General features: G+C 41.3%; 11 protein-coding genes and 1 other RNA gene. 4 read left to right on the forward strand and 8 right to left on the reverse strand.

The features are described 5' to 3' along the window. Nucleotides 1-151: 151 nt before the first annotated feature. The 7 genes from recQ to C6Y07_RS02860 all read right to left on the reverse strand — a co-directional run bounded on the left by recQ (nt 152) and on the right by C6Y07_RS02860 (nt 4,983). Nucleotides 152-1,933 (reverse strand): DNA helicase RecQ, encoded by a 1,782-nt coding sequence (gene recQ, locus C6Y07_RS02830; RefSeq protein ID WP_066030772.1) that lies wholly within the window; start codon nt 1,931-1,933, stop codon nt 152-154. 133 nt (nt 1,934-2,066) lie between these two features. Next, a non-coding RNA gene (gene ssrS, locus C6Y07_RS02835) (6S RNA) lies at nt 2,067-2,252 on the reverse strand. Between the two features lie 132 nt (nt 2,253-2,384). After that, nucleotides 2,385-2,885, reverse strand: a complete 501-nt coding sequence (locus C6Y07_RS02840) for a TraR/DksA family transcriptional regulator (protein WP_106156224.1) — start codon at nt 2,883-2,885, stop codon at nt 2,385-2,387. A 91-nt stretch (nt 2,886-2,976) separates the two neighbouring features. After that, the gene (locus C6Y07_RS02845) at nt 2,977-3,624 is read right to left on the reverse strand and encodes an SDR family oxidoreductase (RefSeq protein WP_106061629.1); all 648 of its coding nucleotides are present in this window, start codon (nt 3,622-3,624) and stop codon (nt 2,977-2,979) included. Nucleotides 3,625-3,796: 172 nt separating this feature from the next. Next, entirely contained in the window at nt 3,797-4,135 is a 339-nt protein-coding gene (locus tag C6Y07_RS02850) for a PH domain-containing protein (protein ID WP_024422682.1), read from the reverse strand. A gap of 448 nt (nt 4,136-4,583) precedes the next feature. After that, complete coding sequence (locus C6Y07_RS02855) at nt 4,584-4,721, reverse strand: DUF4025 domain-containing protein (RefSeq protein WP_223249850.1); 138 nt, start codon at nt 4,719-4,721, stop codon at nt 4,584-4,586. 49 nt (nt 4,722-4,770) lie between these two features. Next, nucleotides 4,771-4,983 (reverse strand): DUF6501 family protein, encoded by a 213-nt coding sequence (locus C6Y07_RS02860; RefSeq protein WP_012010250.1) that lies wholly within the window; start codon nt 4,981-4,983, stop codon nt 4,771-4,773. A gap of 213 nt (nt 4,984-5,196) precedes the next feature. Here C6Y07_RS02860 and C6Y07_RS02865 point away from each other — a divergent pair, with 213 nt between their 5' ends. The 4 genes from C6Y07_RS02865 to C6Y07_RS02880 all read left to right on the forward strand — a co-directional run bounded on the left by C6Y07_RS02865 (nt 5,197) and on the right by C6Y07_RS02880 (nt 10,592). Beyond that, nucleotides 5,197-6,681 (forward strand): aldehyde dehydrogenase family protein, encoded by a 1,485-nt coding sequence (locus tag C6Y07_RS02865; RefSeq protein ID WP_106156226.1) that lies wholly within the window; start codon nt 5,197-5,199, stop codon nt 6,679-6,681. Between the two features lie 104 nt (nt 6,682-6,785). Beyond that, on the forward strand, nt 6,786-8,660 hold the full coding sequence (locus C6Y07_RS02870; RefSeq protein ID WP_106039172.1) for a terpene cyclase/mutase family protein: 1,875 nt from the start codon (nt 6,786-6,788) through the stop codon (nt 8,658-8,660). Next, on the forward strand, nt 8,653-9,474 hold the full coding sequence (locus C6Y07_RS02875; RefSeq protein ID WP_060596547.1) for a superoxide dismutase: 822 nt from the start codon (nt 8,653-8,655) through the stop codon (nt 9,472-9,474). The genes C6Y07_RS02870 and C6Y07_RS02875 overlap by 8 nt, the downstream gene beginning before the upstream one ends. 158 nt (nt 9,475-9,632) lie before the next feature. Further along, nucleotides 9,633-10,592: a bile acid:sodium symporter family protein gene (locus C6Y07_RS02880; protein ID WP_106037311.1), complete on the forward strand. Its 960-nt coding sequence runs from the start codon at nt 9,633-9,635 to the stop codon at nt 10,590-10,592. 26 nt (nt 10,593-10,618) lie between these two features. On the opposite strand, the gene odhB is transcribed toward C6Y07_RS02880, so the two are convergent. Further along, nucleotides 10,619-11,875, reverse strand: a complete 1,257-nt coding sequence (gene odhB, locus C6Y07_RS02885; protein ID WP_034660924.1) for a 2-oxoglutarate dehydrogenase complex dihydrolipoyllysine-residue succinyltransferase — start codon at nt 11,873-11,875, stop codon at nt 10,619-10,621. Between the last annotated feature and the right edge of the window lie 8 nt (nt 11,876-11,883).

Genomic DNA, 11,883 nt, shown 5'->3' on the forward strand with positions numbered 1-11,883 from the left:
CCTTTACATGAAACATCTCTCTCCATTGGTAAACCAGACCACAAAACGGCTTGATTCCCCGCCATATCAAGGTTTTAAAAGGATCGAAAACGACCTGATGAAAACGTGTCCAAGTGCAGCGAAAAAAATTTATTTTTCTTCTTTAAACACTTTATTTTTTCTCTTTTTCTATAAATAAACGAATTTCTTCTAAAAAAACATCTCCGTATTTCTCTCTTTTTTGAGCGCCAATCCCCTTAATTTGGAGTAATTCATCATCTGTTTTAGGCTCTACAGCTGACATTTCCTTCAATGTTTGATCAGAAAATACAACAAATGGCGGGACGCCTTGCTCTCTAGCTAGCTTCATTCTCAGCAATCTCAATCGCTCAAATAATGCATCATTTTCTTGAATGGCCTCTGCTTTGATCGCCTGCTTTTTATACACTGTCTCTTGTCCAACTAACACTTTCTTCCCTTTATGGGTCACCTTAAGTGTTGGGTAAGCACCTTCAGACATGTGCAAATACTCTTCTGTAATTAAAAATTCAATGAAGTCACTGATTTGCTGAGCCGAATGTTGTTTCATTAAAGCATATGTAGGGAGACGGTCGAAACCTAGCTCAAGCACTTTTTTGTTTTTAGAGCCTGCCAGTACTTGGGCTATCATCATTTTACCGAATCGCTCATTCATCCTCACTGTACAAGATAACACCATCTGTGCTTCTCTTGTGACCTCTTCACGCTCTCTTTCATCAAGGCAGTTGCTGCATTTACCGCAAGGCGAACTAGCTGTTTGATCAAAATAGTCCATCACAAATTGCTGCAGACATTGCTCAGTATGACAGTAATCCACCATTTGCCTTAATTTAAGCAGTTCATGCTGATAGCGCACCTCATCTTCTGTTGACTGCTCAATGAGAAAGCGCTGCACTCTTACGCCTTGTGGTGAAAACAGTAAAATGCATTCACTTTCAAGCCCGTCTCTGCCGGCACGCCCAGCTTCTTGATAGTAGCTTTCAATATCCCTTGGAATTTGATGATGGATCACAAAACGTACATTCGACTTATTGATTCCCATGCCAAATGCTGATGTAGCGACCATAACCTGGATGTCATCATTTAAAAACAGGTTTTGCTGCTCTTCTCTCGTATGGTCATCCAATCCGCCATGATAAACGCCAGCTTTGATCTTTTGTTTTTTTAGTCGATTATAAATGTTATCCGCTTCTTTACGAGTTGCTGTATAAATAATGCCAGACTCAAGACTGTTTTTCTTCATATATTGTGTGATAAAACGGTCACTATTTTCCCCTTTGATCACTTGAAAGGACAAATTTTCTCTAGCAAACCCAGTAAAGATGGTTTCTTCTGCGTTCATGCCAAGCTGTTCACATATATCTTGGTGAACCTTTTTCGTCGCTGTAGCTGTTAATGCGACAATCACCGGCCTTTTTGACAGCTTGTTCAAGCATTCTTGAATGAAGCGATAACTTGGCCTAAAATCATGCCCCCACTCAGATATACAGTGCGCTTCATCAATCGCGATTAAAGGGATCGTTAACCGATCCAGCAGCTGAAAAAAACGTTCATTTTGTAAGCGTTCAGGTGTGATATAAAGCAGCTCATATTCCCCATTTTCGCATTTTTTCAGCCTTTCATTCATTTCAGCTGCGGAAAGTGTGCTGTTTAAAAAGGAAGAACGTATTCCCATCTCATTTAACGCATCGACCTGATCCTTCATTAAAGAAATAAGCGGAGATACAACGATCGTTGTACCTTCCATCATAAGGGCAGGGATCTGATAGCAAACTGACTTCCCTCCGCCTGTCGGCATAATGCAGACAGTATCCTTTTGTTTATTTACAATCGCTTCAATGGCTTGTTTCTGTCCTTTTCTAAAGACATCAAAGCCATAGTATTGTTTCAGGAGTGCTTCTGCTTGTTCTAACATCCAATTCCCTCTCCGTCATTAGTTTTGTCCATTTTAACATATATTCTTGCCTCTACAGGCGATCTGTCCAATTTCGCATTTTCACAAAATAAAAAGCCATTTTCCGAAATGGAAAATGGCTTGAATCATCCTAGGAAAAGCTGCGGATGCCGTAATCTAAGTAAGAAAGTTTTAAACCACCACTCCTCAAAGTGGGTGTTTGCAGAAACGTTCCTGTCTTCCTCTCTAAGGAGGCATGACATTCCGGCTTCAATATAAAACTCCCTATTACAGCTTAAAGGTTAAAACTTAATTAACATTACGCGCATCGCAGCCTTTAAACTATATTACACGAAAGTTTATTAAATTTCAAGAGATCTTTTTTCTAAGAAATACTTATGTATACAAGATATTTGTCCTTGCACACATAAGAAAACATTATTCTGAAAAAATGTAACTTCCACTTATTATCCTATTTTTCTTCGTCTATGTCAACATCCTGCTCTTCCTCTAATCGTTCATACGTATCTGAATGCATCTGATCCATTGTTTCTCTATTTGTTAAATCACACATTTGATCAGAGAAATTACGGTCAAACTCGTTTGGGTCTTGAGTCGTTTCTTCGTTTTTCTTCGCATCGATTGAATAACGTGTATAGGGGACTGCTTTTAAACGTTCATATGGAATGTCTTTCCCTGTTTTCTCACATATCCCATATGTTCCGTCTTCCATTCGTTTTAGTGCTGCATCAATTTCGTCTTCAAGCTGGCCATCAACTTGATCCAGCGTTTGTTCTGTCATGCGGTCTAAATAGATGCTCCCATGATCAGCGATATGGTTCCCAACACCATTTGAAATCTCGCTGGATTCACTTAGCATAGATTCTTCTTTCTTTTTTGACCCTTTCACATCTTCTTTTAATTGATTCAATCTTTCGTATAAATCAGCTTTTTGTTCTTTCGTTAAGCCCACGGTCAATCACTCCTTTCTCATTAACTTCCCGCTGCAAGGGAATTGAAAACATCAAAAAAGCCGCCGCCTTTTTGGCAGCAGCTTTCTTCTCTTACATGGTGCGAAGTGCTTCTTCTACTGGTTTATCCCCTTTAATCAAGTCAAAGGATTTATTTTTCACATTGGATTCCGTTAAGCTTTCCACAAGTACAGCGGCTACGTCCTCTCTTGAAATCTCAATGTTTTGATCATCTGGAATATGCTCCGCAGCTTCAATCTTTCCTGTCTTTTCATCATGCAGCAAGGCGCCTGGACGGACGATGGTATAGGAAAGCCCAGACTGTTTTAAGTGTTCATCTGCTTTTCTTTTCGCCTCATAATAAATTTCCATACTTCCTTGCCCTTTTCCCTGGTTTGGGTCATCGGCATTATAGGAACTCAGCATAACAAAATGCTGAATGTTTTCTTTTTTCGCTGTGTCGACAAGGCGTTTTGCACCTTCTTGATCCACTGCAATCGTCTTATCTGCACCTGTTTTTGAGCCTGAACCAGCTGCAAAGATGACAGCATCTGCTTGTTTCACAGCATCTGTCACATCCTTTTCAAGATCACCGATGACAGGCGCTGCACCAAGTTCCTTTAGCGCATCCGCTTGTTTTTCATCTCGAATGAGAGCAAGCGGCTCATGTCCTTTTTCTTTTAAATAACGAATGACGAGCCTGCCTGTATGTCCATTTGCTCCAGCAACTAATACTTTCATTGTTCATTCTCCTTTCTGTATCTGTTTCATCTTTATCCTTTTTTGCTATCATTCAAACACCTAAACAAAAAAAGCCCTTCCCAGAAAATATGGGTAAGGGCTCAGGAAATGTGCGATCTATTAAAATAAGTAGAATGAGAAAAGTGCATGATCTATGTAATCGCAAGGTTGATCAGCAAAGATGTTTTGTCAAAATGGCTTGCACATCACTCAAATCCGTCTCTTTCGAAAAATCGAGTTCAAATACTTTTGAGCTTGTGACAAGCAGCATACCTGTGTCCTGATCAAACACGCCAGCTTCTTGAATGGCAAAACTTTCAATTGATCGATACGGCAAGGAGACCCTGACTTTCTTCTTAGAAAATACGCGGTTATCGCCAAAGATCAGTCGTTTATTGGTGAAACAAATTTGGTCGTGACGCAGTCTGTAAACAGCCTCAATTCTTTCCCCTTCAATTAGTAAGGATTCGAATTTCTTATCATTTTGTTTACTGACAGAAAAAATACCCACGTAAACCCCCTCTTCCTCCATCAAATTCCTTTATGAAAAAACGGACGCACGCTCTGTGGGTACGTTTTATTCTCACTTATAGAATACGCTATAAATGGTCGTTATTCCATTACGAATAGATTAAATTTCATTTAACTTTTTCTTTTTGATTCGATGCTCTTTCCTCTACTTATTTAGACAGTTAAAGCAGGAAAAAAGTTTCAGTTCTTTTTGAGAAAAATTGCTGAATGTTACCAATAAAAAAACAGTGATTTTTTCAAATCACTGTCAGCGTGTATACAAAACCTCGCATTCTTTGTCAGTCCTGCGCGCCGGTGCTCACGAATGTCAAATTCGCTCCGCTCCGGTACTCATTCTTCCTAGACTGCAAAGGTTTTCATGTCACGCTGAAAAATGAAGACAAAGTGCTAAAATAAAGATCATTTTAGCACTTTGTCAACAATCTGGACTATTCGTCTTTTGGTGTATCAATGGTTCCCTCGGCATATACATCGGAAATCTGCTCAAGCGTAATCGCCATATCAGCATCTTCGTGATCATGCCAAGCATTTTGATTATTCTGCTCGTCTGTTTGCTTCTTTTTCATCATCATCACCCTTTACTGTTTTTCTTAGTATGAGTGATGATCACTAAAATCATTCAGCAGAAATGTCTTCGAAATACTCTTTATAATACCCGCCTACTTTACCTGTATTATCAACGACAAACAGGAATTCTTCTGTCTCATTTTTCACTTCATATGTGCTTCCAACCGTTAGTGCACGATCGACCATATATTTTTTCGCATTCGTATGTATACATTTTACTTGCTTTAACGTTTGAGCCGTTTGCCAGTTTTGATGGATCATGATTTAAAAACTCCTTTTTTCATCTATACATTTATTGTAGCCAATTTTTCGTGAAATGCAATGAGTGTTATGGATTGCTTTTAAACATGTCGTGTAATATGATGAATGTATACGTTTACACACATGTGCGTATACTGGTTCATTTGCTTCAGGTCCGCTTTTCCACCTAGAACTCGCAGAACAACCCATATCTTTAAGGAGGTTTGTTTATTTATGAGCTCTACAACACTTCAAATTAGTTCAAAACTCGATTCTTTTCTCCAAGGGACGAAAAAACTCTACATTAACGGTCAGTTTGTCACAAGTCACGATAACAAAACCTTTTCGACTCCTAACCCAGCCACAGGTGAAACCCTTATTGATGTATATGAAGCAGGTGCAAAAGACATTGATGAAGCAGTAAAGGCTGCCAAAAAAGCCTTTCAAGGCCCATGGTGCTCAATGTCTGCCGCTGAACGCGCCCGCCTCATGTTCAAGCTTGCTGATTTAATGGAAGAAAACCAAGAAGAGCTCGCGCAGCTTGAAACTTTAGATAACGGAAAACCAATTAATGAAACAACAAATGCAGATATCCCTCTCGCCATTGAGCATATGCGCTATTATGCGGGCTGGACGACCAAAATAAGCGGACAAACCATTCCTGTCAGTCAAGGTTATTTTAATTATACCCGTCATGAGCCTGTTGGTGTTGTAGGACAAATCATTCCTTGGAACTTCCCGCTGCTCATGGCCATGTGGAAAATGGGTGCTGCACTTGCAACTGGCTGCACCATCGTTTTAAAGCCAGCAGAACAAACACCCCTCTCTGCTCTTTATTTAGCTGAATTAGTGGATAAAGCCGGCTTCCCAGAAGGTGTGATTAACATCGTTCCTGGATTTGGTGAAACAGCTGGAAACGCATTAACCGATCACCCTGATGTAAATAAGCTTGCCTTCACGGGGTCAACAAGCGTTGGGAAACTCATCATGGAGAAAGCAGCCAAATCCATTAAGAGGGTCACATTAGAACTTGGCGGAAAATCACCAAATATTATATTGCCAGATGCCGATTTAAAGAAAGCCATTCCAGGTGCTTTAAATGGGGTCATGTTTAACCAAGGCCAAGTGTGCTCTGCAGGTTCTAGAGTCTTTGTTCACCGGAGTCAATATGATGAGGTTGTCGATCAAATGGCTAAGTATGCGACATCCCTCAAGCAAGGCGCCGGTCTTCATCAAGATACGCAAATCGGACCTCTTGTAAGTAAAGAACAGCATGAGCGCGTGTTAGGATATATTGAAAAAGGTAAATCTGAAGGTGCAACAGCCGTTGTCGGTGGCGATTGCCCTTATGAGGCTGGCTATTTTGTCTCCCCTACTGTTTTTAAAGATGTAGAAGATGACATGACCATCGCAAAAGAAGAAATCTTCGGGCCTGTCCTATCTGCGATTCCATACGATTCCATTGATGAAGTGGTCGAAAGAGCCAACCAGTCTGACTATGGATTAGCAGCAGGACTTTGGACAGAAAACTTAAAACATGCCCATGACATTGCTGCACGTCTTGAAGCAGGCACGATTTGGGTCAACTGCTATAATGTCTTTGATGCTGCAGCCCCGTTTGGAGGATACAAGCAATCAGGTCTTGGCAGAGAAATGGGATCATACGCCCTTAACAACTATACAGAAGTCAAAAGTGTGTGGATTAATCTCCAAGACTAATGACGCCTATAAAGCCGGTGACCATGTCATCGGCTTTTTTTTGTGATTGCATGTGACAGGCAGTCTCCTGAATATAGTAATAAAGGAAAGGAGCATGGCCGCATATGCAAGATTTCAAAACGAAAGTAAACGAATTTATTGATGAATTGCACATGCAAATGCTACGCAGACAACGAGAAGATGGCGCTTTTGTCTTCTGCTTTGAAGGCCCAATGATGACAAATGCTTTTTTGATTATGCTGTTAAAGGCTGTCGGTGATTCGGACCAGGCACTCGTTCATCAATTGGCAGAAGCAATTCGCGAAAAGCAAAATGAAGATGGTTCTTTTTCTTTGTATCATGATCAATCGGGACATGTAACAGCGACTGTGCAAGGCTATTGTGGAATGCTCGTTTCAGGGAGGTTTCAACAAGATGAGCCGCATATGGAAAAAGCAGCACACTTTATTCGATCAAAAGGCGGATTAAAAGACGTTCATTTTATGACAAAGTGGATGCTTGCCGTCAATGGCATGCACCCTTGGCCATACTTCTATGCGCCACTTTCATTTTTACTCATCCCTACATACTTTCCGCTGCACTTCTATCATCTTAGTGCATATGCAAGAATTCATTTTGTCCCAATGATGATTGCACTCAACAAACGATATACCTCTCATGAACAGTTTCCAAGCTTAGCACATCTTGATGCGAACATGTCTAAAAATCCTTTTGACTGGTTTATGGCAAGAGAAGAACGTTCCACTCACCACTTTCTAGCGTACATGCGGTCGTATACAGCACTCGACAGCCGCCTCGACTTTTTCGGGTATGAGGCAGCGAAGCGGTATATGTTTGACCGCCTTGAAAAAGATGGCACGCTGTACAGCTATTTAAGTGCCAGTATTTTTATGGTCTATGCACTCATGAGTCTTGGATACTCTCCAGGACATCATCTCATTTTAAAAGCAGTTAAAGGGATGAAAAAGATAGTCACTGACTGTGGGGGCAGGAAATATGCTGAGAATTCTACATCCACAGTTTGGGATACAGCGCTTGTCAGTTATGCTTCTCAGCGAGCAGGCAGAACACAAGAAGATCCAGTTATCGAAAAGTCTTTTACGTACTTATTGAACCGGCAGCAAATGAAGAAAGCAGATTGGGCGATTCATAACCGGCATGCGGCTCCGGGAGGCTTTGGTTTTTCAGATTTGAACACAAATAACCCTGATTGTGATGATACGCAAATTGTGTTAAAAGCCATTCCTCACACCTACGCACCGGTTCAGTGGAAACGAGGGTTTGATTGGCTTCTTTCCATGCAAAACCGTGATGGCGGCTTTTCTGCTTTTGAAAAAAATCAAGATCACTTCTTGCTTCGTCATCTTCCGCTCGAATCTGCTGAGGATGCGGCCATTGACCCATCTACTCCTGATATTACAGGTCGTGTGCTTCATCTCATTGGTCTTGAAGAGAACAACATGTCACCACTCATGCAAAGGCAAAAAGATCATTGCGTAAAATGGCTTCTTGATCATCAAGAGAACAACGGATCATGGTTTGGCAGATGGGGCGTTTGCTATATTTATGGAACCTGGGCTGCATTAACAGGACTAAAGGCTGCTGGCATCCCCTCATCGCATCCTGCTGTTCAAAAAGCGTGTCGATTTTTAAAAACAATTCAATTGGAAGATGGCAGCTTCGGAGAATCGTGTAAAAGTGCAGAGGTAAAAAGATATGTCCCGCTCCCATTTGGAACAGTGGTTCAAACGGCTTGGGCTGCTGAGGCACTTTTACAATATGAGAAGCCGGATCACACAACAATTTTAAAAGCCATCTCATTTTTGATTCATCATCAGCACTCGAGTGAAGCCTTGCACTATCCAGTAGGCATTGGTCTTCCAAAGCAATTTTACATCACCTATCATAGCTATCCATTTGTCTTTCCAATGATGGCTTGTTCCACATTTTTAGAAGAAATGAGGCGTAAAAATGAATAAGGAAGAATATCGCATGCAGCTTAAAGATTGGCTTAGCTCCATTCAAGGTGCAGTTCAAGATGACAACATCCGTCAGAAAACAGAACATTTATCGTTCATCATGAATGATGAATATTCCAGTGAAGAAGAGTGGTACGAATTGGCTGAAAGTATTGCAGAGGATATGAAACCACTAGAAGCAATGCGAGATGTGGCAGCTGGCGACCATAAATTACCTCCGCTCCCTTACCGGTATGATGCACTAGAACCGTTTATTTCAAAAGAGATTATGTATTTGCATCACCAGAAGCATCATCAATCATATGTTGATGGTCTGAACCAAGCTGAGCTTGCCTTAAAAAGAGCGAGAAGAACCAATGATTTTAAAATGATCAAGCATTGGGAACGGGAGCTTGCCTTCAATGGTGCGGGACACTATTTACATTGCATTTTTTGGTTTTCTATGAGTCCTTCAGGAAAACGAAAGCCCACTGGTCAAATGCTTCGTCTTATTGAACAATCGTTTGAAAGCTATGATGCATTCAAATCCCAATTTTCAGCTGCAGCCAAACAAGTAGAAGGTGTTGGCTGGGCCATTCTTGTATGGGCACCAAGATCTCAACGATTAGAGATTTTACAAGCCGAACGCCATCAATTTCTATCACAATGGGATGTGATCCCTCTTCTAGCTCTTGACGTATGGGAACATGCCTACTATCTGCAATATCTGAATGAAAAAGCACAATATGTAGACCGTTGGTGGAATGTCGTTGACTGGCGTGAGCCAGAAGCACGACTAAAGCAAGCTCAGCAAGTGAAATGGACCCCTTTTTAAGACGATACTCCATATAGGCAAATGCTTATATGGGGGTTTTTAATTCAATTTAGTTTACATAATTTTATTATGATCATCACTATAAAGAATGGGTTGTTTTTTCAGAAAATTCGTTTAAAATAAAAAAGATATGTAAGGAAAGAGAGTTGAAACAATAAATGAAGATTCTTTTAACTATTAGTCACTTTGCAGGAAGGACCTTTGCGATTTGGGTCATTGTCTTTGCACTTTTTGGATTTGCCTTTCCTGCCGAATTCTCTAAGATTGGACCGTATATTCCTTTTTTACTCGGTATTATTATGTTTGGAATGGGGCTTACCTTGTCCGCTGAAGATTTTAAAGAACTGTTTCGAAAACCTCTTTATGTTCTGATCGGGGTGCTGACGCAGTACACACTCATGCCGCTTCTTGCCTTTTTGTTAGCTTACGGACTGCGGCTTCCGTCTGAAATCGCAGTAGGAGTTGTTCTCGTAGGCTGCTGCCCAGGCGGTACAGCATCGAACGTCATGACCTTTTTGGCGAAAGGAAATACAGCTTTATCTGTAGCTGTAACCACCATATCAACATTGCTTGCGCCGTTTTTAACCCCTGTTTTCATTTTAATTTTTGCAAGATCTTGGTTACCTGTATCACCAGAGGCTCTGTTTTTATCCATTGTACAAGTTGTCTTAATCCCTATTATTTTAGGTATTCTTGTGAAATTGTTTTTTAAAAAACAAGTATCGTATGCGGTTCAAGCACTGCCGCTTGTATCTGTTGCCGGAATTGTGGTGATCATTGCTGCGGTTGTCAGTGCAAATAAAGAGCAGATTCTTCAATCTGGACTGCTGATATTGGCGGTTGTTATATTACATAATGGACTTGGTCTTTTATTTGGTTACCTGATCGCAAAGTGGTGCAAAATGGATATCCCTTCTCGTAGAGCGATCTCGATCGAAGTTGGCATGCAAAACTCTGGACTCGGTGCAGCTCTAGCAACAGCGCACTTCTCGCCACTTGCAGCCGTTCCAAGTGCCATTTTTAGTGTGTGGCATAATTTATCTGGTTCCTGGCTTGCAACATATTGGTCAAAAAAAGGAAATCCTGAAAATGAAAAAGAAAAAAAGCTAGCACCTTAACGGGTGCTAGCTTTTCAAATTGGAGATTATCCTTCAAGCAATAGCTGCTCCGGATCTTCAAGCAAGTTTTTAATCGTGACAAGGAATCCAACTGCTTCTTTACCATCGACAATTCGGTGGTCGTAAGAAAGAGCTAAATACATCATCGGACGGTTTTCAAAACGTTCTTCATCAATTGCCACTGGACGAAGCTGAATTTTATGCATACCTAAAATTCCAACTTGAGGGCTGTTTAAAATTGGTGTTGAAAGCAGTGAACCGAATGTTCCACCGTTAGTGATCGTGAATGATCCACCTTGTAGCTCATTCAGAGACAATTTGTTATCTCTTGCTTTTTTCGCAAGATGACCAATTTCCTTTTCAATCCCTGCAAACGACAATCTGTCTGCATCACGGACAACCGGTACGACAAGTCCTTCGTTTGCAGCAACAGCGATGCCGATGTCATAGAATTTCTTCAAGACAAGCTCATCACCTTGAATTTCTGCGTTAAGTAGCGGATATTTCTTCAGTGCTGCTACAACTGCTTTTGTGAAGAAGGACATGAAGCCAAGCTTTACATCATTTTGTTCAAGGAACGCATCTTTACGGCGCTTTCTTAAGTCCATCACAGCCGTCATATCTACTTCATTAAATGTCGTCAGCATCGCAGCCGTTTGCTGAACCTCAACTAAACGTTTTGCAATCGTTTGTCTGCGGCGTGACATTCTCTCACGTTCAACAGGCTTTCCTGGTTGCTCATTTTGCACCGCAGCATTTGCTTTTGGCGCGGCTTTCGGTGCACTTGCAGGTGCTTCATTCTTTTGATAAGAAGCGACATCCTGCTTTCGTACCCTGCCCAGCGGATCTACGGTTGGAATCTCAGATAAGTCTAGTCCCTTCTCTCTCGCTAGTTTTCTAGCTGCAGGAGAAGCGATGGTTCTGCCATTACCAGATTTCGGCTCTTCTTTCACTGCTTCTTCTTTTTGAGCAGCTGCCGGTTCTTCTTTCGAAGCTGGTGCAGACTCTTGCTCAGGTGCTGGAGCTGCGGACTCGCTTCCGCCAGCTTCACCTGCTGCAATTGTTCCGATGACTTCTCCAACTTGTACAGTGTCACCAGAATCCTTCAGCACTTCTTTCAGTACACCAGATTCTTCGGCTGTCAGTTCGACATTGACTTTATCTGTTTCAAGTTCTAACAGGTATTCTCCCTGCTCCACATAATCGCCCGGCTGCTTTAGCCATTGGGCAATCGTTCCTTCCGAGATCGATTCCGCTAATTCAGGTACTTTAATTTCCGCCATTTTTCATT

Origin of the sequence: Bacillus sp. LNXM12-1 (assembly GCF_003004375.1) — a bacterium.
In the GTDB taxonomy this organism is placed as follows: Bacteria; Bacillota; Bacilli; order Bacillales; family Bacillaceae; genus Bacillus.

Coding starts and splice junctions, on each gene's coding strand:
- recQ (WP_066030772.1), bottom strand. CDS start 1,933: ATGTTAGAACAAGCAGAAGCACTCCTGAAACAATACTATGGCTTTGAT.
- C6Y07_RS02845 (WP_106061629.1), bottom strand. CDS start 3,624: ATGAAAGTATTAGTTGCTGGAGCAAATGGACATACAGGCAGGCTCGTC.
- C6Y07_RS02855 (WP_223249850.1), bottom strand. CDS start 4,721: ATGAAAAAGAAGCAAACAGACGAGCAGAATAATCAAAATGCTTGGCAT.
- C6Y07_RS02860 (WP_012010250.1), bottom strand. CDS start 4,983: ATGATCCATCAAAACTGGCAAACGGCTCAAACGTTAAAGCAAGTAAAA.
- C6Y07_RS02865 (WP_106156226.1), top strand. CDS start 5,197: ATGAGCTCTACAACACTTCAAATTAGTTCAAAACTCGATTCTTTTCTC.
- C6Y07_RS02870 (WP_106039172.1), top strand. CDS start 6,786: ATGCAAGATTTCAAAACGAAAGTAAACGAATTTATTGATGAATTGCAC.
- C6Y07_RS02875 (WP_060596547.1), top strand. CDS start 8,653: ATGAATAAGGAAGAATATCGCATGCAGCTTAAAGATTGGCTTAGCTCC.
- C6Y07_RS02880 (WP_106037311.1), top strand. CDS start 9,633: ATGAAGATTCTTTTAACTATTAGTCACTTTGCAGGAAGGACCTTTGCG.
- odhB (WP_034660924.1), bottom strand. CDS start 11,875: ATGGCGGAAATTAAAGTACCTGAATTAGCGGAATCGATCTCGGAAGGA.